At 48.1% G+C, this 21661-nt stretch carries 16 protein-coding genes; 10 read left to right on the top strand and 6 right to left on the bottom strand.

The window, feature by feature from the left end:
* Positions 1-57: 57 nt before the first annotated feature.
* The gene (locus F752_RS0104025) at positions 58-1896 is read right to left on the bottom strand and encodes a methylmalonyl-CoA mutase subunit beta (RefSeq protein WP_017730447.1); all 1839 of its coding nucleotides are present in this window, start codon (positions 1894-1896) and stop codon (positions 58-60) included.
* A gap of 135 nt (positions 1897-2031) precedes the next feature.
* On the opposite strand from F752_RS0104025, the gene F752_RS0104020 reads away from it, so the two are divergent.
* The 3 genes from F752_RS0104020 (at position 2032) to dnaA (ending at position 5465) form a co-directional block, all read left to right on the top strand.
* A complete protein-coding gene (locus F752_RS0104020) occupies positions 2032-2805 on the top strand; it encodes a 5'-nucleotidase C-terminal domain-containing protein (protein ID WP_017730446.1) in 774 nt (257 codons plus the stop codon).
* Between the two features lies 1 nt (position 2806).
* Complete coding sequence (locus tag F752_RS0104015; RefSeq protein WP_017730445.1) at positions 2807-3763, top strand: metallophosphoesterase; 957 nt, start codon at positions 2807-2809, stop codon at positions 3761-3763.
* Between the two features lie 226 nt (positions 3764-3989).
* Positions 3990-5465, top strand: a complete 1476-nt coding sequence (dnaA, locus tag F752_RS0104010) for a chromosomal replication initiator protein DnaA (protein WP_017730444.1) — start codon at positions 3990-3992, stop codon at positions 5463-5465.
* Positions 5466-5782: 317 nt separating this feature from the next.
* Here the strand turns inward: dnaA and F752_RS0104005 are convergent, their stop codons facing one another.
* Complete coding sequence (locus F752_RS0104005; protein WP_017730443.1) at positions 5783-7237, bottom strand: trypsin-like peptidase domain-containing protein; 1455 nt, start codon at positions 7235-7237, stop codon at positions 5783-5785.
* A 168-nt stretch (positions 7238-7405) separates the two neighbouring features.
* Here F752_RS0104005 and F752_RS0104000 point away from each other — a divergent pair, with 168 nt between their 5' ends.
* The 3 genes from F752_RS0104000 (at position 7406) to rseP (ending at position 11632) form a co-directional block, all read left to right on the top strand.
* A complete protein-coding gene (locus tag F752_RS0104000; protein WP_026135501.1) occupies positions 7406-8902 on the top strand; it encodes a GH3 auxin-responsive promoter family protein in 1497 nt (498 codons plus the stop codon).
* Between the two features lie 114 nt (positions 8903-9016).
* Entirely contained in the window at positions 9017-10195 is a 1179-nt protein-coding gene (locus F752_RS0103995; RefSeq protein WP_017730441.1) for a 1-deoxy-D-xylulose-5-phosphate reductoisomerase, read from the top strand.
* A gap of 84 nt (positions 10196-10279) precedes the next feature.
* Positions 10280-11632 carry an RIP metalloprotease RseP gene (gene rseP, locus F752_RS0103990; protein ID WP_017730440.1) on the top strand — a complete coding sequence of 451 codons (1353 nt, stop codon included), beginning with the start codon at positions 10280-10282 and terminating at the stop codon, positions 11630-11632.
* An 89-nt stretch (positions 11633-11721) separates the two neighbouring features.
* Here rseP and F752_RS0103985 read toward each other — a convergent pair whose 3' ends face one another.
* Both F752_RS0103985 and F752_RS0103980 read right to left on the bottom strand, forming a co-directional pair.
* Positions 11722-12234: a cupin domain-containing protein gene (locus tag F752_RS0103985; protein WP_017730439.1), complete on the bottom strand. Its 513-nt coding sequence runs from the start codon at positions 12232-12234 to the stop codon at positions 11722-11724.
* A gap of 150 nt (positions 12235-12384) precedes the next feature.
* Positions 12385-14406, bottom strand: coding sequence for an OmpA family protein (locus tag F752_RS0103980; RefSeq protein WP_017730438.1), 2022 nt, complete (start codon positions 14404-14406; stop codon positions 12385-12387).
* A 192-nt stretch (positions 14407-14598) separates the two neighbouring features.
* On the opposite strand from F752_RS0103980, the gene lon reads away from it, so the two are divergent.
* The 4 genes from lon (at position 14599) to F752_RS0103960 (ending at position 20431) form a co-directional block, all read left to right on the top strand.
* A complete protein-coding gene (lon, locus tag F752_RS0103975; protein ID WP_026135500.1) occupies positions 14599-17076 on the top strand; it encodes an endopeptidase La in 2478 nt (825 codons plus the stop codon).
* Between the two features lie 52 nt (positions 17077-17128).
* The gene (gene porQ, locus F752_RS0103970) at positions 17129-18127 is read left to right on the top strand and encodes a type IX secretion system protein PorQ (protein ID WP_017730436.1); all 999 of its coding nucleotides are present in this window, start codon (positions 17129-17131) and stop codon (positions 18125-18127) included.
* A gap of 101 nt (positions 18128-18228) precedes the next feature.
* Positions 18229-19638: an ATP-dependent protease ATPase subunit HslU gene (hslU, locus tag F752_RS0103965; RefSeq protein ID WP_017730435.1), complete on the top strand. Its 1410-nt coding sequence runs from the start codon at positions 18229-18231 to the stop codon at positions 19636-19638.
* Between the two features lie 67 nt (positions 19639-19705).
* Positions 19706-20431: an SDR family NAD(P)-dependent oxidoreductase gene (locus tag F752_RS0103960; RefSeq protein ID WP_017730434.1), complete on the top strand. Its 726-nt coding sequence runs from the start codon at positions 19706-19708 to the stop codon at positions 20429-20431.
* Positions 20432-20446: 15 nt separating this feature from the next.
* Here F752_RS0103960 and F752_RS0103955 read toward each other — a convergent pair whose 3' ends face one another.
* Both F752_RS0103955 and F752_RS0103950 read right to left on the bottom strand, forming a co-directional pair.
* Positions 20447-20944: a SixA phosphatase family protein gene (locus F752_RS0103955; protein ID WP_017730433.1), complete on the bottom strand. Its 498-nt coding sequence runs from the start codon at positions 20942-20944 to the stop codon at positions 20447-20449.
* Positions 20945-21073: 129 nt separating this feature from the next.
* Complete coding sequence (locus F752_RS0103950; RefSeq protein ID WP_017730432.1) at positions 21074-21631, bottom strand: HNH endonuclease; 558 nt, start codon at positions 21629-21631, stop codon at positions 21074-21076.
* Between the last annotated feature and the right edge of the window lie 30 nt (positions 21632-21661).

Below are 21661 nucleotides of genomic sequence, written 5' to 3'. Positions count from 1 at the left end.
TACTGCATCCTACACTCATTGTCCTGTGTCGTCGTTTCAAATCTCATATCTCCTGTCTCATTCCTCCCCAAACAGCTTGTCCTGTATTTCCGTGAGCACATCCAGGGCATCGGATTTCAGGTGAATGAATCCGTCGATGGCAGCATGCTTTACCTCTTTCATGGAGTCAGGCCTTCCGGCCACCAGCAGGAGACCATTAAAGAACTTTCTGACATAGTCGGCCAGCTCGGGCACCTGCGCCTCGTAATCGGCATCGGAGGAACAGCATACAATAATGGAAGGGCGCTGCTGTAAAAGCTGGTTCAGCTGGGAAGACTGTGGCTGCGCATGGGCTTCCTGTGTAGCAAAGCCGGCGCAGCGGAGGAAGTCCGAGGCAAAGGCGGAACGGGCTCTTCCCATAGCGGCATCACCAAACTGTAGCAGGATGGCCAGCGGGCGTTCATGTCCGGCGGCAATATAGGCTTCGGTGCGGACACGTAGGTTTTCATAGGCTGCGCCCCTCCTTTGTGGAGAAAGCAGCTTTTCCTGGTCGGCACTACCAGTGGAAGTGCTGCTTTTTGGCAGTTTCTCCTCGGCATTGGCATAGGCATTAACGCCAACCAGTTTTTGTTTTCGGGTATTAATATCCTGTAGCTTATCCTTACGCACCCGCCTTAACTCTTCCTGTATAAAACCTTTTTCGAAGGCTCGGGAGAAGCCTCCTTTTTCTTCTACCTGTAAAAACAGCGCCCATGAAGCGGTAATCAGGCGATCGGTAAGGGTTTCGATGTAGTAGGAGCCTGCGGCAGCATCGGCTACCTTGTCGAAATAGGCTTCTTCTTTAAGTATGCTGCTGATATTACGGCTTATACGGCGGGAAAATGCACTGGGCTCGGCGAAGCTGCTGTCAAAAGGAGGAATGCTCAGCGCATTGCATCCGCCGATAATCGCACTCATGGCCTGGGTGGTATAGCGTAACATATTTACATGCGGATCTAGTATACTGGCCGACCAGGTATCCGGCCTGGCATGAATGTACAGCTGGCCGGGCTGGTAGTCAGTTAGTCCATAGCTGTTGGCTATTTTTGCAAAAAGCCAGCGTATGGCACGTAGCTTCGCAATTTCCATAAAGTAACTGGTGCCTATCGAAACCGAGAAGCAGAGGTTATCGATGGCATCGGCTGCCGACATCCCTCCGTCTGTCAGGTGGTCGAGGTTAGAAACCGCCAGGTTAAGGCCAAAAGCAATTTCCTGTACGGCACTGGCTCCTGAATCATGAAAAGAGTCTGTATTAATGGTGATGCCGTAGAAATGGGGCATTCTGCCGGTTTTGCTGGTAACCGATGCGAAAGAACTAAAATGGTCGCTGTCGATAAGGCCACTTTCAGCAATTTCACCGATGGGGTCGAAATTAAAAATACCATTGAGTTCCTCTGCCTGTACACCCTGCTCTTTGGCATACCGGATATAGGCAGAGAGGAGCTGGTCGGCCTGGCTGCCGGCCAGAAAAGAAACCGAGCAGTAATTAAGCTTAATATCTTTTAAAAGTATACCCAGCTTTATGTCCTGGAGTTTAGATACATCAAAGTACAAGCCTTCGGCCCCATTGTTAAGTGCCTCCAGCGCCACTGCATTAGCGTTTTTTTCATTCTTTACCCGAATGTACTGGTTGTTGACCCATTCGCGGGCGCTGCCTTGTGTGCTGGTGGAGGTAACCAGTGTATTATGTAATTGCTGCAGGTAATCCAGCTGGCTTACTTCGGAGCGGGTGTAATAGGGCTCCACGTTAAAGCCCTCGTAGGTATGCCACTGCAGCTCGTTGTACGATTTATCTTTAAGATCTTCCTTTAGCTTGGCTAGCCAGTCTTTTTTACTGACCGGGTGAAAATGAGGAAACATCGGCTGTGGCTCTTGCATAAAAAATATTCTGATTTTAGAGTAAAGTTAACTTAATTGCATTTGTTTTTAAACTCCCCGGTTTAAATACTGCAGGACTGTAAAAGTTTTTGGTACAGTTTTTATTGTTAGTTGCCTGACTGTCAGATGGTATTCATGAAATATAATTCATATAGAAAGTACCTGTACTTTCTCCTTTTTGTTTTAACAGCAGGCAGCAGTGGCTGTAAAACAGGCGCCTATTCAGCTATAAAAGTGCAGGAGGCTTCTGCTTTACAGGTCGATTCCATGCTGGTGCCGGACCCGGAAATAGTGGAGATTATCCTGCCCTATAAAGTAAAGCTCGATGCCGAAATGGACAAAGTGATAGGCAGGGCGGCTTTTGAACTAACCAAAGGGCCGGTCGAGTCATCATTAGGCAATTTTGTAGCCGACCTGATTGAAGATAAAGCAGAAGAATATTCTGGTATTGAGGTAGATATGGGAGCCGTGACTACCGGAGGATTGCGGGTTCCTATTGCAGAAGGGCCCATTCAGTTGAGTGAACTCTTTGAGCTGATGCCTTTCGAAAATACGATATGGATACTGGAGCTGAACGGAGAGCAGACCCGGGAGTTGTTTGCCTATGCGGCCGAGCGACAGAATATAGCCATCTCGAACAGTAAATTAATTGTGGCAGGTGATGAGGCCGTGCATATTGAAATAGGAGGGGAAACCTTTAACCCTGACAGGACCTATACCCTGGCCATATCGGATTATCTGGCCAGTGGGGGCGATGACCTTTTCTTTTTGAAAGAGGCTCGTGTACTGGAAAAGCTGCCTGTAAAGCAGCGAGATGTTATTATTGAAAAAGTGGCCGAAGAGGAAGCTGCAGGCCGTGCCATTGAAGCGGAAATTGAAGGTAGGGTGGTGATAAAAGAACAGAGGTAAGATGAGAAAAATAGATTTAAATAGTCGCAGGGATTTCCTGAAGAAGCTGGGTGCAGGTACCAGCCTGCTTGGACTGTCTGGTTTAGGTGCTTTTTTACCCTCAGAGGCCTCGGCGGCTCCACGCCCTCGCTTAACCATTCTGCATACCAACGATATGCATAGCCGTATAGAGCCTTTTCCGCAGGATGGCCGACGGTTTGCAGGCATGGGCGGGATGGCCCGCCGCGCCAGCCTGATAGAACAGATAAGACAGGAGGAGGAGCATGTATTACTGCTCGATGCCGGCGACATTTTTCAGGGTACGCCTTATTTTAATTTTTACGAAGGAGAACTGGAATTTAAGCTCATGACCGAAATGGGCTATGATGCCGCCACCCTTGGAAACCACGATTTCGATAATGGACTGGAGGGCCTGAAGGCGCAACTACCTAATGCCGGCTTTCCTTTTTTAGTCGCGAATTACGATTTTTCAAACACTATTCTCGAGGGTGCGTTTAAGCCTTTCAGGATATTTGAAAAAGGCCCTATAAAAGTGGGGGTGTTTGGACTGGGAATTGAACTGGAAGGGCTGGTTAGTGAAAAGCATTTTGAAGGGGTACGTTACCTGGAGCCGGTGGCCGTGGCCCGCGAAATGGTGCAGGAGTTGAAAGCACAGGGCTGCCACCTGGTGGTCTGTCTGTCGCACCTGGGTTATGAATATGAGCAGGATAAAATATCTGACCTGAAGCTGGCTGCCCTGGTGGAAGGAATTGACCTGATTATTGGCGGCCATACACATACTTTTCTGGAAGAGCCTACGGTGGTACGGAATCCGGCAGGGGAGGACGTGCTGGTAAACCAGGTAGGCTGGGCCGGCATTAATGTAGGGCGTATTGACTATACTTTTGAGAAAAGAAAAGAAAAAATGGGCGTGTTTACGGCAAGCCTCCCTGTTTCTGAAAAGTCAAGCAGAATTTGATTTTTTTCTCATTTAATTTTTGTACAAATTTGCTGTTACCCTAAAGAGTTTAGCGAAGGGTGGAAAGTGCTGAAATATGAATTTTCCGCCCTCTAATAAATCAGTAAGCCCATGCAGTTGAGAACCATTAATATTTTTAGGGGAATCTGCTTTTGCTTCTTGATTTTCGCTTCTTCTTGCGTATTTTTAAAGTCCGTTTTTTTGTAAAACCCAAGGCTTTCTGCACATGTACCAGAACTGTGAATCAGTATGGAATAATTGTCTGCGACTCATCCGGGAGAGCATCGGGGATCAGAGCTACAATACGTGGTTTGCTCCCATCGTGCCTCAAAGCCTGGAGAATAATGTCCTGACAATACAGGTGCCCAGTCAATTCTTTTATGAGTGGCTGGAGGAAAACTATGTGCATTTACTGAAACAGGCTATCGATACTGAGCTGGGGCCTCTGGGTAAGCTACAGTACTCCGTGATAGTGGATAAAGGCAATGAAGAGTTCAAGCCTAAAACCATTAGCCTGCCCACTGGAAAGCAGCCAAAACGTAACTTTCAGAACCACCAGCAAAATAACGGAAACTACAGGCCAAATGGCGGTGGTGTTACCGATGTGCAGGAGCTGGATTACCGAAGCCCTTTTGCCCGTCGTTCCCTTGGAGGCGAGGAGCAGACTTCCCACCTGAACCCGCATTATTCTTTCGAAACGTTTATTGAAGGTGACTGTAACCGGCTGGCCCGTTCTGCCGGACTCGCCGTAGCAGAACGGCCGGGTGCCACCTCTTTTAACCCGCTGATGGTGTACGGGGGGGTTGGTCTCGGAAAAACCCACCTGGTACAGGCCATCGGAAATGATATAAAGCTGAACCGGAACGATAAATTTGTCCTCTACGTAACATCAGAGAACTTTACCAACCAGTTTATTGAGGCCTTAAAGGCCAATAATGTGCAGAGCTTCAGTAACTTTTACCTGCAGGTAGATGTGCTGATTATCGACGACGTACAGTTCCTGTCCGGTAAGGAAAAGACACAGGAAATATTCTTCCATATCTTTAACCACCTGCACCAGTCGGGCAAGCAAATTATCATGACCTCCGACTGTCCGCCCCGTGAGCTGAAAGGCCTGCAGGAGCGCCTGCTTTCCCGCTTTAAGTGGGGACTGACGGCCGACCTGCAACAGCCCGACCTGGAAACCCGCATGGCCATTATTGCCCGCAAAATGGAAAACGACGGGGTGTATATGCCTACGGAAGTAGTAGAGTACCTGGCCAATAGTGTGGATACCAATATGCGGGAGCTGGAAGGAGTGCTGATTTCGCTGCTGGCGCACGCCTCCCTTAACCGGAAAGATATAGACCTGGAGCTGGCAAAGTCCACCCTCAAAAACATTGTGCAGGATATAGAAACCGAAGTAAATATCGACTATATCCAGAAAGCGGTAGCGGCTTATTTTAACATTACCCAGGATATGATGCGCAGCAAAAGCCGCAAGCGCGAACTGGTAGTGGCCCGGCAGGTGGCCATGTATTTCTCCAAAGAATACACCAACCATTCCCTCAAATCCATCGGGCAGCATTTTGGCGGCCGCGACCACAGTACGGTTATCCATGCCGTGCAGGCCGTAAACGATATGCTGGAAACCGACAGTAAGTTTAAAAACTCCGTTCACGAGCTGTCCCGCAAAATTAAGAGGCGGGCGGTAAATGCTTAGTCACTCATTGTTGGTTGGTCGTTGTTCGTTGTTGGATTTTGGTGGCTAATGGCTAGTGGCTGGATCGTCTGAACGCAGAGCCTTTCCCAATTGAAATTGTCATTGCGAGCACAGCGAAGCAATCTCCCGCCTATTCATACCTTCTAAATAAAGTCTTCCTTTTGATACTCCCTTTCAACCAGAAAGAGATTGCCGCGCTCCGCAAAGCTCCGCTCACAATGACAGGCCGTTTAGAGGTTCTCCAATCCATTGTCCATCGTCCATCGGTCATTGTCTCAGATCTCAAGTCTAAAATCTCCAATCTCCTGTCTCCTCTCCTAAAAATAATACTGGTAATAGCCCTTCTGGCCATTTGAATTAACGCCTTCGATAATTACCCTGCCCCGGACGTTAGAGAGTACCTGTACAAGCTTTTCTGGAGAGGTAATGGGGATGCCATTAATCTTGGTTACCACAAAGCCTTCTGCAATATTCAGGCGGCGGATAAAGCCAGGCCGGATATTCGAAATGCGGACACCCTGATCCACTCCCAGTAAATTACGTTCCACCTTGCTTACCTGCTCCAGGTCTGCCCCCAGGGTTTCGGAGGTAAAAATTTCGCGGTGGATAATTTCCGTCGTGCCTTCCCGGTTGGTCAGTATCATCGTAGTTTCATGGGGCTGGTTTCGGCGGATGAAGCTGATAATGATTTTGTCGCCTGGCGAATGGTAGCTGATCACTTCTAGGAAGCTGCTCCGGCTGCTGGTGGGTAAACCATTTACAGCTGTAATGATATCGCCTTCGCGCAGACCTGCTTTTGCCGCCGCTCCTTCCGGTGTTATATAGGAGAGCACTACGCCACGTTCGGCCTTTATACCAAGACGCTCAGCTTTTTCCACATCCAGGTCAATCACTTCGGCACCGATAAAAGCTTTTTGTACCTCTCCATAATCGATAATATCATCGACCACTTTATGGACCACATCTACCGGAACGGCAAAGCTATAGCCGGCATAAGAGCCTGTTTGGGAAAGAATAGCCGTATTGATACCAATCAGCTCTCCATTTGTATTCACCAGTGCACCTCCGCTATTTCCAGGGTTAATGGCGGCATCGGTCTGGATAAAAGACTCCAGAGGAAAGGCTCCCTTGGTAAGACTGATTTCGCGGCCTTTTGCCGACACAATACCTGCTGTTACTGTAGAAGTAAGGTTGAAGGGGTTACCCACTGCCAGCACCCATTCTCCAACCGATACATTGGCAGAGCGACCAAGATTAATGGCAGGAAGATCGTCGGCCTCTATTTTTAGCACGGCCAGATCGGTGGAAGGGTCCGACCCGATAAGCTTAGCTTCATAAGTGCGGCGGTTATGCACGACCTCTATCACCTTGGCACCATCCACCACATGGTGATTGGTTACGATATAACCATCATCTGAATAAATTACCCCCGAGCCGGAAGAAGCGACAGGGCCATTTGGCCGGCCAAAAAGCAGGTCGAAATAGCTGGTGGGCTCGTAAGAGTCGCCGGTGAGGGTTTTAATAAAAACGACCGACTTTGTACTCCTGCTGGCTGCTTCTATAAAACGTTCCTCGAGCGGAAGGGGAGTATTGTAGCTGTCTCCTTTATAAGCGGCTCTTGTAAACACGGTTGGGCTGTCGCTATGCACTATACGATTGTCAGCGGTTACAGGAACTGCCGCATCATCGAATTCCTCGAAAGTATAGGCACCGGCCAGGCCAGCCAGGAAAGGTATTAAAAATAGCTTACTAACAGTTTTAACGATTTTCATAACAGGTACTTTTCTATTCTGATATACGCTTATGCTGTTCTGTTTCTTATACGGACCAGCTAATATACTTGCTGCGTACTGTTTTGCGCAACTCCTGATATGCCCTTCGGCTTAAAGATGTATAAAAGCGCATCCCTCTTTTGGTTTATTTTTGTACTTTTGCAGCTTATGGGAATACGTTCGTTTTTAAGCAAGCCCCTGGCTGCTTATGTAGTCAGGCAGCAAAGGAAATGGGCCACCAGGCCTGTAGAAACACAGCAGAAGGTCTTTCGATACCTCATTGATAAGGCAAAACAAACAGCCTTTGGTAAAGACCATGATTTTTCCGGCATCCGCACGCACGAAGACTATAAAAAAAAGGTGCCTGTACACGACTATGAAGACCTGAAGTCTTACATAGAGCGGGTAAAGGCAGGTGAAGAGGATGTGTTGTGGCCGGGAAAACCTTTGTATTTTGCCAAGACCTCCGGTACTGCCTCCGGTACCAAATACATCCCCATCAGCAAAGAATCTATCCCTTACCATATCAATAGTGCGCGGGATGCGCTGCTTAATTATGTGTACGAGAGCGGAAAAGGAAGGTTCCTGGACGGAAAACTGATTTTCCTGAGCGGAAGCCCGGAAATGCATAAGGAGAATGGTATCTATATCGGCCGGCTTTCCGGCATCTCCAACCACCATGTGCCATCTTACCTGCGCACCAATCAAATGCCCAGCTGGGAAACCAACATTATGGAAGACTGGGAGGCAAAGGTCGATACTATTGTAGAGGAAACCCTTGGGAAAGATATGACGCTTATCTCCGGCATTCCGCCCTGGGTGCAAATGTATTTCGATAAAATAGTCGCCCGTACCGGCAAAAAAATTAAGGATGTTTTCCCGAACTTCGAATTGTTCGTATACGGAGGCGTGAATTTTGAACCTTATCGCGCCAAGCTGTTCGAGACCATTGGCCGAAAGGTAGACTCGGTTGAAACCTATCCTGCTTCCGAAGGCTTTATCGCTTACCAGGATTCGCAAAAGGAGAGGGGCCTATTGCTGCTGCTTAACCATGGCATTTTCTACGAGTTTATACCTGCCGACCAGTATTTCGAGAAGAATCCGCCCCGCCTTGGTATTGGAGAGGTGGAGCTGGGTGTAAATTATGCGGTGGTAATGAGCACCAATGCCGGTCTTTGGGGCTACTCCATCGGCGATACGGTGCAGTTTGTAAGCAAAGATCCTTACCGGATTATTGTGAGCGGGCGTATTAAGCATTTTATTTCGGCCTTTGGAGAGCATGTAATCGGCTCAGAAGTGGAAGGAGCGATGAAGTATGCCGTGAGTCGCCATCCGGAAGTGGAGCTGGTAGAATTTACCGTAGCCCCGCAGGTAACGCCCGCTGAAGGCCTGCCCCTGCACGAATGGTACATTGAATTTGCCAAACCTCCGGCCGATTTGGCTGCCTTTGAAAAAGACCTTAATTTGCAGCTGCAGAAGCTCAATTCTTATTACGACGATTTAATCAGCGGCAATGTGTTGCGGCCACTAAAGATATATTCGCTGCAGAAGGCGGCTTTTCAGGAATATATGAAAAGCCAGGGAAAACTGGGCGGACAAAATAAAGTGCCCCGTTTGAGTAACGATCGTAAACTGGCAGATGAACTGCAAAAGTATAGTATATAGTAAAGAGTGTTGAGACTAAAGACTTGAAAAGAAGGGAACAGGAAATTAGTGAAAAGAAACGACTCCTCTTCAATCCCATTTACAAGCAATAAACAACTAGCAACCAACAACTAATTGGATAAGGACAATCGTAAACATATTGCCATTCTGGGCTCGACCGGCTCCATAGGTACACAGGCGCTGGAGGTCATTGGGGGCCATCCCGATAAATTTGTGGCGGAGGTGCTCACAGCTCAGCGAAATGCCGATTTGCTGATTGAACAAGCCCTTGCATTTAAACCTAATGCAGTAGTAATAGGAGAGGATGCCCTGTATGAGCAGGTACGCGACGCCCTGCTTCCGCACGACATAAAGGTATATGCAGGCCAAAAAGCCCTTGCCTCGGTGGTGGAAATGGACAGCATCGATATTGTGCTGACAGCCCTGGTAGGCTATGCGGGTCTTCAGCCAACCATACGGGCCATTGAAGCAGGAAAGCATATTGCCCTGGCTAATAAAGAAACCTTGGTAGTGGCAGGCGAGTTAGTGACAGCCCTTGCGCGGGAAAAAGGGGTTAATATATACCCTGTCGACTCCGAACATTCCGCCATTTTCCAGTGCATTGTAGGGGAATTCCATAATCCTATAGAAAAAATTATTCTAACTGCCTCAGGTGGCCCATTCCGGGGCAGGAGCAGGGAGGAGCTGCAGTCGGTTACGAAAGCACAAGCCCTGAAACACCCTAACTGGGAAATGGGTGCAAAAATTACGATAGACTCCGCTTCTCTTATGAACAAGGGTCTGGAGGTGATAGAGGCTAAATGGCTGTTTGGTCTTAGGCCTGATCAGATTGAAGTGGTGGTACACCCGCAGTCCATTATCCACTCGATGGTGCAGTTTACCGACAGCTCCATTAAAGCCCAGATGGGCCTGCCCGATATGCGCTTACCCATACAATTTGCCCTGAGCTATCCGGACCGGATAATGGCCGATTTTCCCCGGCTAAACTTTATGGACTACCCGCAGTTGACCTTCGAGCAGCCCGACAGCCAGACTTTCAGGAATCTTGCATTGGCTTTCGAAGCCATGGAGCGGGGTGGAAATGTTCCCTGTATTTTAAATGCTGCCAATGAAATAGCCGTGGCCGAATTTTTGCAGGATAAAATTGGTTTCCTCCATATGTCTGATATTATTGCCGAGTGCATGGAGCAGGTTCCTTTTATTGCCAAGCCTTCTCTGGATGATTATATATCTACCGACCGGGAAGTAAGAATAAAGGCACAGGAGCTAATAGGAAGAAATAGTAGAGCTTAGAAGCTGGAGGTTAGAAGGTGGCAGCTATGTCAGGTACAAGCCGCCAGCAACGAACAACAAATAACGAACAACTAAAAATAGAGAATGGAAAATTTGGTAATGATTGGCCAGTTACTGCTGGGGCTTTCAATTTTGATTGGCCTGCACGAACTGGGCCATTTGCTGGCAGCCAAGGCCTTTGGAATGCGGGTGGAGAAGTTTTCAATTGGGTTTCCGCCAAAGATTGTCGGCTTTAAGTTCAAAGAAACCGAATACTCGATTGGTGCGATTCCCCTGGGGGGATTTGTGAAAATCAGCGGGATGATAGACGAGTCGCTTGATACTGAGCAAATGGCCAGGGAACCGGAGCCATGGGAGTTTAGGGCGAAGCCGGCATGGCAGCGCCTAATCGTTATGATGGGTGGCATTATTGTAAATGTAGTGCTGGGGATCGTGATCTTTGTGGTGCTGGCTTATCAGCAGGGCGATGCCTATATTCCGCGTGCAGAAATTGTTAAAAACGGCATAGTAGCCCTGGAGTATGGTGAAAAATTAGGACTCGAAACGGGTGATAAAATTCTGAAAGTAAACGGGAAAGAGTACGAGCGTTTTAGTGAAGTGCAGCGTGGTGCCGACGTGCTCCTCGGCGATAACAGCTATTACACCATCGACCGGATGGGGCAGACGGTAAATGTTTCCCTTCCGGCAGATATGCTCGAAATATTTGCAGATAAAGAAACGGCCACCCAGTTTATTGAGCCCCGCCTGCCTTTTGCTGTTGGGGAAGTAGAAAAAGGAAGTAACGCGGAAAAAGCTGGTTTAAAGCCTGGCGACAGGATAATAGCAGTAAATGGAAAGGAAATTATGTTCTTCGACCAGTTTGATGCTGCCCTTCAGGAAAATGCCGGAGAAGAAATTACCCTTCAGGTTCTCCGGAATGTGGAGAACAGACCGGAGAACAGTGGAGTAGTAGGGGATCCTATCACCTTAACTGCCCAGGTAAGTGAAGAAGGTAAACTGGGCTTTAGGGTGCGGTCTCTGCTGGACATCAAGACAGAGCAGTACGGCTTTGTCGAATCAATTGTAAAAGGAACCGAAAAAGCATTTGAGTCTGTATGGCTGAACATACGCGGCTTTGGTAAAATATTTAGTGGCGATGTAAATGTAAGCGAGTCTGTAAAAGGGCCTATTGGTATCCGCGAAATTTATGGTGGCACCTGGGACTGGACCCGTTTCTGGAGCATAACCGGCCTGCTGAGCATGTGGTTAGCCTTCGTTAACTTTCTGCCTATTCCGGCACTGGATGGTGGACACGTTGCCTTCCTTACCTACGAAATTATTTCAGGGACTGCTCCCTCCGATCGTTTCCTTGAAGTGGCCCAAAAAGCTGGCATGGTTATCATCTTCGCCATTATGGGACTGGTAATCTTCAACGACCTGTTCAACCTGTTCTTTTAAGGCATAAGACATTAGATGTGAGACAGGAGATTTGAGAAATAATATAAGAATCAAAGAGCCGCTTTCCGAAAGGAGAGCGGCTCTTTTGTTTACTTTTTCCAGTGCTGCATGAGCGGGCCGCTTTCTCCGCTAACCGGATCGGCCTTAGGCAGAGATACATGCCGGATGTTTTCTTCCTTTTCGTCGGGGTCATCCTTTTGGGTGCAGGTGTCATAATCTTCCTGCCCGGCAGGGTAAGCCCCTACTACCTTAAAATCATCGGAGGCGGAGAGGCGGCAGTGTCCGGTGCCGGCAGGCAGAACCACCATGTCGCCAGCCTGTACATCTACTTCAGTCCCTTCAGGGCCACCGAACATAATGGTAGCGGTACCTGCAGCAATTCCTAAAACCTCATGGGCATTGCTGTGGTAATGATGGTAATCAAATACCCCATTCACCCAGCTGCCTCTCCAGTTATTTTTTTCAAAAGCCTGCTGGAACTGCTCCTTCAGCCTGTCCGGCTCTTCAAAAACCTGCTGGTAAATGAGCAGGGGAAGGGTAGGGTTATTCGGTATCTGCCCGTTCTCGCTTAGCTGGTAGGAAATTACTTTTGGCTCTTTCATAGACTCCTGATTTTAGCTCCTGTTAGCTTAACAACCAAAAAAGTGGGGGTGGATGTTTTGCCTTGAATGAAGGAAGCGGGCATCTGGATTATTGAGAAGGCTCCGCCAGGGGTATGGATAGAAATGATTACCTTCTCGGCTCTTCTAAATCTACTTCTCCTCTCCTTCCCAGGTGAGCTCGAATTCCACCCGGCGGTTCAGGGTCTTGTCGGCTTCGGTTTTCTCTTCCACTAAAGGGCGGGAGCTGCCATAGCCAATGGCTTCCACCTGCTCCGGATCGACATTGGCAAAAGCTACGAGGTATTCCATAATAGCCATGGCCCTTTGCTGCGATAGCTTCTGGTTAAATATTTTATCGCCATCGGAATCAGTATGGCCCGCAATTTTGAGCCTTACATCCGGGTGGTCAATCAGGAAGTCCGCCAGTTTGTTAAGGTCGGGGTACATTTCCGGAACAACTGTAGAGCTGCCGCTGGCAAAGTCGATGGTGGTAAACTCCAGCTTTTTGCTGATAGACTGTGTACGGTGCTCCATCTGCATATCGTCCTCCAGGCGAAAAAGCTCCTCTATTCTGAAGAATTCATCCCCCTGTATCACGAGCAGGTAGTTTTTGTCCTTTATCAGGTCGAACTCATAGGAGCCATCGGGCCGCAGGTATTTGGGCGCTACCTCTATACCTGTTTCAATATCTATTACACTTACAATTCCGCCTTTAAATGGCTGGTTAGTATCCTCGTTCCGCAAAGTGCCACTCAGTTTGGTGGTGGCAAGGGGCTGGGCTTCCATGGGTAAGGGAAAGGAATAGAGGTCGAGATTTTCCATATTATTCTGTGCCGAGCGGGCATAGAAGAGATCTTTCGACTCTGAGTCAATGGTGAAATAAAACTCACTGCCTTCTCCATTCACTAATGGACCGATGTTTTTAGGCTCGGCCCATTGCGGAACGGAGGCTTTATCGGGCAGTTGGTAGGATTTAATGATGTCGAATTCGCCAAAATTAAGCAGCTGCCCGTTTGAGCTAAAATAGAGAATGTTGTACCTCGGGTGAATAAAAGGGCTCAGCTCATTTTGCCGGGTATTAATCACCGGACCTACATTTTGCGCCGGCTGCCATTCGCCCTTTTTATTTTTATAGGTAAACCAGATGTCAGACAGGCCAAAGCCACCGATTCGGTCGGAGGCAAAATAAAGGGTATCTTCTGTATGCGAAAGAGAAGGGTGCGAATCCCAGGCGACGCTATTAAGGTTTACCCCCATATTACGTACCTGCCCCCAGCTGCTGTCGGGCTGCATTTTTGCTTCAAATAAATCGCAATTGCCATAGCTGTCAGGAGAGTCGCAGCGGCTGAAGTAGAGGGTTTTGCCATCGCGGCTGATGGTGGCGGAGCCTTCATTATGCGGGGAGTTAATGGCTTTAAAAGACTGAGCCTCCATCCAGCTGCCACCTTCTCCCCGGCTGAAGTAAAGATCTTCATTAGGGTTCTGGCGAATCATTAAGCGCCCTTCCGTATTTCTTTTTGAGGTAAAAAGGAGCAGGTTGTTATGCAGGTTGAGTGCGGGCGCATAATCTTCGCTGGAAGAGTTAATTTGGTTACCCATGTTCAGGAGCACACTTCGCGGAGGCAGGAGGGTATCGACCTGGCGGCGGTAATCGACCAGCTCGTAGTAGTAATCCAGCGGAACATACAGGTCTGCTTCATTTTTATTCGCCTCATTATAATGTAGCTCGACCTTGCTGATATCAATATCTTTCCGGTGGTGTTTAAGAACCAGGCGGTAGTAAGGAAGGGCCGCTTCGGGGCTTTCCATGAGCTCGGTTAGCTTGGCGAGGCGCCAGAGAAAATAAGTGTCTTTATAAAAGTTTTCAATGCCAAAGTTCTCTACATAGTCCTGCAGGACCTCTTTCAGCTCCGGCCATTTCTCCCGGGCTTCCAGCTTTTTTATTTTTTTTATTTTCTTCCGGTTGGCGTAATAAGGAATTTTATTTACGTTTTTAAACACAGGTAGTACGGCTTCATCCTGAACGGACAGACTACCTGCCTCCCTTACCTTTATGGCCTGCGAAGGCTTCTCCGTTGAAGTCTGCTCTGTTGATGGCTGCCCCAGTTGTGCACTGGCGGGAAGCTTACAAAGGAGCAGAAAGAGAAAGAGGGGGAGAAAATAATTTTTCATATTGGTCCTCGGGGGAGTGGCAGAAATATTAACTTAGAGCAAATGATTTTATTGCTACAATTTCCCAGATGATACAAATTTAAATCTTTTTAGCCTAAATTTTTGGCATATCCCTTGCATAATATAGAGGCTGCGAAGAAATAGATGATTTTCAAAGATTTCGTGCCATAATGGCATTAAAAATAAATGTACATGAGCAACAATTTCCGTCCATTGAGCAGTTCCATGCTTTTAGGCAACCTTTCTGACGACGAATCCGATGACCTGATGCACCTGATTACGTCTGATGAGGAGGCGGAACTGGATGATGCCCAGGTTCCGGACGAACTGCCAATATTACCTGTCAGAAATACAGTCTTATTTCCCGGTGTAGTCATTCCCATTACGGTAGGAAGACAAAAATCCATAAAACTTGTAAAAGAAGCTTATAAGGGCGACCGAATTATTGGGGTAGTGGCCCAAAAGAAAAACACTTCCGAAGAACCATCTTTTAAAGAGGTTTTTAAAGTGGGTACCATCGCCAAAATCCTGAAAATGCTGGTACTGCCCGATGGAAATACCACCATTATTATACAGGGTAAAAAGCGCTTTGGCATTGAAGAAATGGTGGAGGAAGATCCTTACCTGTTGGCCCGCATAAAAATTATGCAGGAGAAATTCCCAAAAAAGGAAACCAAGGAAACCAAGGCACTGGTAACCTCTCTTAAAGATGCGGCCGCGAAAATTATACGCCTGAACCCTGAAATTCCGCAGGAGGCGCAGGTTGCCCTCGATAATATTGAAAGCACCGCTTTCTTAACCCACTTCCTTTCCTCCAACATAAATGCAGAAGTAGCCGATAAGCAAAAGCTGCTGGAGATTGACGATGGTGTGAAGAGAGCCACTCTGCTCCTGAAGTTTATGCTGAAGGATATACAGATGCTGGAAATTAAGCAGGAAATCCACCAGAAGGTGCATACTGATATTGACCAGCAGCAGCGGGACTATTACCTGCGCCAGCAGATAAAAGTATTGCAGGACGAACTGGGGCAGGACGGGCCTGACCAGGAGGTAGAAAACCTGCGGGAGCGGGGCGAGAAAAAGCAGTGGACAGAGAAAGTGCAGGAGCATTTTGAGAAAGAGCTCGACAAAATTATGCGTATGAACCCCATGGCGGCCGAATATCCGGTGGCAGTGGCCTATGCCGAGCTGCTGGTGGAACTGCCGTGGAGCGAGTATACCAAAGATAACTTTGACCTGCAGCGTGCCAAAAAGATCCTCGATAAGGACCATTACGGTATGGAAAAGGTAAAAGACCGTATTCTGGAGTACCTGGCCGTGCTTAAGCTGAAGAACGATATGAAGGCGCCCATCCTTTGCCTCTATGGCCCTCCGGGTGTAGGTAAGACCTCCCTTGGCAAATCCGTAGCCAAGGCGCTGGGTCGGGAGTATGTGCGCATGTCGCTGGGTGGGGTGCATGACGAAGCCGAAATCCGCGGACACCGAAAAACCTATGTGGGTGCCATGCCAGGCAAAATTGTCCAGAACATTAAAAAGGCCAAATCAGGCAACCCTGTATTTATACTCGATGAAATCGATAAGGTAAGCTCCGATTTTCGCGGCGATCCCTCTTCGGCGCTTTTAGAAGTACTGGATCCCGAGCAGAATGAAGCTTTCCAGGATAATTACCTGGAGGTGGAATACGACCTGAGTAAGGTGCTCTTTATTGCCACTGCCAATTCGCTCGATACCATTCAGCCTGCCCTGCGCGACCGTATGGAGATTATCGAACTAAGTGGTTATACGCTCGAAGAAAAGGTACAGATTGCTAAAAAGCACCTTGTTCCGAAGCAGAAAAAGGAAAATGGCGTAAAGGCAAAAGATGTGCAGATAGCCGATGAAACCCTTGCACGCATTGTGGAAGCCTATACCCGCGAGTCGGGGGTACGAAGCCTGGAGCGCCAGATCGGAAAAGTGGTGCGATTCGTAGCCAAGTCCATTGCTATGGAAGAAGAGTACCCGAAAACCATTCAGGCAAAGCACCTGAAAAGTATTTTAGGAGGCGAAATTTTCGATAACGAAGAGTACCAGGGCAATGAAATGCCGGGTGTAGTTACAGGCCTTGCCTGGACGCAGTATGGCGGTGAAATACTCTTTATCGAATCGAGCCTGAGCAAAGGGAAAGGCAAACTTACCCTGAGTGGAAAACTGGGCGATGTAATGAAGGAATCGGCCATGGCGGCGCTTTCTTACCTGAAATCGCATGCCGATATGCTGAATATTGATTACCGCGTATTCGACCAGTACGACCTGCATGTGCACGTGCCGGCCGGTGCGGTACCAAAAGATGGCCCTTCGGCAGGTATAACCATGATTACCTCCATGGCCTCCGCCTTTACACAGCGAAAAGTGCGCGATAAACTGGCCATGACCGGCGAAATTACTCTCAGGGGCAAGGTGCTCCCTGTGGGCGGTATTAAAGAAAAAATACTGGCTGCCAAGCGCGCAGGGATTGTTGATATCCTGCTGTCCAGGGCAAACGAAAAGGATATAGAGGAGATAGAAGCCCGTTATATCAAAGGCATTAAAATCCATTATGTGGAGAAGGTAAAGGAGGTGCTGGAGTTTGCGCTGCTGAATGAAAAGGCTAAAAATGCCCGTAAGCTGGAGCTTGTGGAAGACCATAAATAGTTAACTCGAGGCCGGTAGTTATACAGAGTATAGCACCGGCCTTGCTTTTTATATGCTTCGAACTTTCCTCCTGTTATTTGTCCTTTCGGTAATGTGGCTGCCGGCAAGCGCACAGCAGTCATTTCATTTTCTGGAGCGGCCGGCTACGCCTCGTGCTTTGGCGCTTGGGGGGGCTGCTATTACGGCTGTACCTGGTGCAGGTATGTGGTTACAGAATCCTGCCCTGCTGGACTCCCTCTCGATCGGGCAGTTGCAGTTGGCTTATCAATGGTTTTATGCCGATGTTCAGCAGAGCAATATAGCCTATGCCCACCACACCAAAGCAGGTAGCTGGGGAGCCGGCCTGCAGTATGTAGACTGGGGTAAAATGCAGGGCTACGATGCCAGCGGAAGCCCCACCAGTCCGTTTACAGCCAGCGATTATGTGGTGCAGCTGAGCCATGCCCGTCGCTGGAGAGTATATTCGGCTGGTGCGAGCATTAAATGGGCCTCCTCCGGCATTGCAGGCTATCGGGCGGGGGCTTTGCTGCTGGATGCGGGTGGCACTTTTAGCCATCCATCCAAGGAGCTGGTGGCGGGTTTTGTGGTAAGAAATGTGGGTGTTTTTACCCGTTCTTATGCTGATGGACAAAGCCTGGTGCTACCGCTGGAGGTTCGGCTGGGACTTACTTTTAAGCCGAAGTTTATGCCTTTTCGCTTTACACTAACAGGGCAGCATTTGCAGCAGCCCGATTTAGGAAAGGCAGATCCTGCTTCACTCTTTAACAAAGAAGAGCCTCCTCTGGTTGATAACGTAATGCGCCACCTTGCCATTGGCACAGAGCTTTTGCTCAGCCAGAATGTGCAATTTCGGGCAGGCTATAATCACCTGCTCAGGCAGGAACTGAAGCTGGAAAATATAAGTGGCATGTCAGGCTTTTCACTCGGCCTTCTGCTACGGGTTAAAAGTTTTCAGTTAGAGTATACCCGGGCATGGTACCATGTGGCGGGCGGAACCAGCCAGCTGGGGCTGGGAATTAATATGAATAAGATTTTTAAGAAGAGAATTTAGCAGAGAGTTTTGAGTTGGGAGATAGGAGAGATAAAGCTCCGGATTCTTTCTTCATCTACTTCCTGTATTCTTCATTTTTCATTCTACATTAAAAAACAGCTATGCTTGATAATAAAGAATATTTAACACCTAAAGAAATTGTCGCTGAGCTCGACAAATATATCATAGGCCAGAAAGATGCGAAACGAAATGTGGCGATTGCCCTGCGGAATCGCTGGCGCCGAATGAATGTGCAAACAGACCTCCAGGGCGAAATTATGCCCAATAATATATTAATGATTGGTGCAACAGGGGTCGGTAAAACCGAAATTGCCCGTCGCCTTGCCCGCATTGCCGATGCCCCCTTTACCAAAGTAGAAGCTTCTAAATTTACAGAAGTGGGCTACGTGGGGCGCGATGTGGAAAGCATGGTTCGCGACCTGGTCGACCAGTCGGTGAACCTGGTAAAGGCCCGTAAAAAGGAGGAGGTAAAAGAAAAAGCCGAGCAGGTGGTGGAAGACATGATCCTGGATATCCTCATTCCGCCTGTAAAAAGCAAAGGCCGCCCTTCGGCCTCTTTTCAGCTCGAAGAGGATAATGACCAGATGCCGGATAATGATGCCGAACTGAACGAGCGCACCAGGGAGCGCTTTCGGGAAAAAATACGAAACGGAGAACTGGACGAGCGCAAAATCGAAATCAATATTAAGAAAGCGGCCGGTGGAAACATGGGTATGGTTGGCGGCGGAATGATGGATGAAGTGAGCATGATGAACCTGCAGGAAATGCTCAGCAACATGATGCCGAAGAAGAATAAAAAGCGTAAGGTAACCATTGGGGAGGCAAAAAAGCTCTTAGTGGAAGAAGAGGCCGCCAAGCTTATCGATATGGATGAGGTAAAAGAAGAAGCCATCCGGAAAGCGGAAAATACCGGAATCATTTTTATCGATGAGATTGATAAAATTGCCGGGGGCTCCAGTAAGGGTGGTGGCGGAAGCGGCCCGGATGTAAGCCGTGAAGGAGTGCAGCGCGACCTGCTCCCGATAGTGGAAGGAAGTGCGGTAAGTACCAAGCACGGGGTTATTAATACTGATCACGTGCTGTTTATTGCGGCAGGGGCCTTCCATGTGGCCAAGCCCAGTGACCTGATACCGGAGCTGCAGGGCCGTTTCCCGATTCGGGTAGAGCTGGAAAACCTTACTAAAGAAGATTTCTACCAGATTCTTAAAGAACCGAAGAATGCGCTAACCAAGCAGTATGAAGCACTCTTTGAGGCAGAAGAAGTAAAGCTGACTTACCAGGATGAAGCTCTGGAAGAATTGGCTGATATGGCCTTCCGCATTAATTCTGAGGTGGAAAATATTGGCGCCCGCCGTCTGAATACAGTAATGAGCCAGCTGCTGAACGACTTTCTCTTCGATGTGCCGGATACCATCGGCCCGAATGCCCAGATTGTAGTAACCCGCGAAATGGTGAGAGAACGCTTAAGCAAACTGGTGCAGGACAAAGACCTGAGTCAGTATATTCTTTAAACTGGAAGTTAGAGGTTAGAAAAAAGATAGCTTCTAATCTCTAACTTCTAACATCCAACTTCTAAAAATGGAATCAGTATTTTTTATAACTGGCAGCAGCAGAGGAATTGGTAAGGCCCTGGCAGAAGCCATTTTAGCGGCTGATGAAAAAAACTGGGTAGTGGGCCTCTCGCGCACCAACAGCCTGGAGCATGAGCGCTTTGTTTTTGTGGAAACTGACCTGAGTAAGGAAGTAAGCCAGGTGGCAGTGGAGCTTTTTAAACAATACCAGCCAAAAAAGAAAATAGTGTTGGTGAATAATGCCGGTACGCTGGGGCAGGCTGCGCCCATGGGTAAAATGGATAATGCCCAACTGGAGCAGGCTTTTCAGGTCAACATTAGTGCCGCGGCGGTATTAATGAACGAATTTATCCGCGCCTATGCCGAGGGTCCTGCCCAGCCACTTATCCTGAATATTAGTTCAGGGGCAGGGAAATACCCTGTGGATGGCTGGTCGGCCTACTGCGCCTCCAAGGCGGCCTTGGACATGCTTTCCGAAGTAGCTGCCCTTGAAGCCCAAAAGAAAGGAAATTCCTTAAAGGTATACTCACTGGCTCCCGGAGTGGTAGATACCGCCATGCAGGGTGAAATAAGAAATACCAGCAAGGAAGATTTTAGCAGGGTAGAAGATTTCAGGAAGATGAAGGAAGAAGGTATACTCGCTTCGCCCGGGCAGGTGGCGAATAAGATTTTAATCCTTCTGCAGCAGCCGGAGCGCTTTGAGGGTGTGCAGCAGGATGTGCGGCATTTCTAAAACTGGAAGGGCATATTAACGGAGGTTTTTCGGATACTGAAAGCAGACAAACTCAGCATTTTCGGGGGAGGCTTCTTTCCAGCCACTGCAGTGGAAGCGAATCACAAAAAAGCCACAGGTAGGGATATTATCCACCGACTGTTGGGGGCACAGTACATTCGCAAAATCTGTGATGCCAGGATTGTGCCCAACCAGCATCAGGCTTTCTGCCTGATCGGGGGCATTTTTCAATACTTTGAAGAGTGTGGCAGTGGAGGCATGGTAAAGCCTTTCATCCGTTTGTATCTCTTCGCCTCTTATTCCCATTGCATGGGCCACTTTACTGATGGTGGCAAGAGTACGGACCGAATGGCTGCTAAGAATGAGCTGTGGAGCAGGAAAATGATCATTTATCCACTGTCCCATAGCGGGAGCATCTCTTTTTCCACGGGCATTGAGGGGGCGTTCCTGATCGGGGAGGTCGGGGTAATCCCAGCTCGATTTAGCATGTCTTAACAAAAAGAGTGTTTTCATTTCGGCCTCCGTATTTGTTAGCTATTATTGAAAAGATAAAGTGGCTCTTTTGTTTAACCGGAAAAAAAGAAAAGTGCATAGACGACTATGCACTTCCGTAATGTTGGCTGTGATGATGGATCTGCTTCTTTACTTATCTTCCACTGCTACTTCTTTGTCCAGTACGTTCAGGCTACGGGTTTTACCGAAAAGTTCAATAGACTTCTTGTTATAAGCCAGTGCTGCTTCTTCAGGTGTATCGTAGAGGCCAAGGTTAAAGCGCTGTCCGTCTTTGTAGATAACAGCCCGGTATTTCTGGTTGTCCTTCACGATGCCGCGGTAGCCTAATGGATTATCTGTTTTCCTGGTATTTCGTGTAACATGACTGAAAGTGGTCCATTCGAGGTTTTTAATTCTGCAGTCGAGGCGGTCGCCATTCTTGAGGATTACGAAGAGACGCTTATCGGTTTCAGGCTTATCTACAAACTTTTCAGCAATCAGCTTGTGGAGGTAAATGGTTTCATTGCGGTAGCTTCCATCCTTATTTAGCCAGTTTTTCTGGAAAAAGGCATAGCCACTGGAATGCATTCGCAAATGTTTTAGAAAACCTACGGTATTTAAGTACTCATTGTTGGTGATGTACTCGTATGTTTTGTCATCTACAATTGCTGATTCTTCTGAATTTTTGAGCTTTAAGCGGTACAACATGATTTTCCCTTTTTAAGTGAGTGTATGGTT

Source organism: Nafulsella turpanensis ZLM-10 (assembly GCF_000346615.1).
In the GTDB taxonomy this organism is placed as follows: domain Bacteria; phylum Bacteroidota; class Bacteroidia; order Cytophagales; family Cyclobacteriaceae; genus Nafulsella; species Nafulsella turpanensis.
The sequence above is the reverse complement of the archived record's forward strand: the minus strand, read 5'-3'. Positions and strand labels throughout refer to the sequence as shown.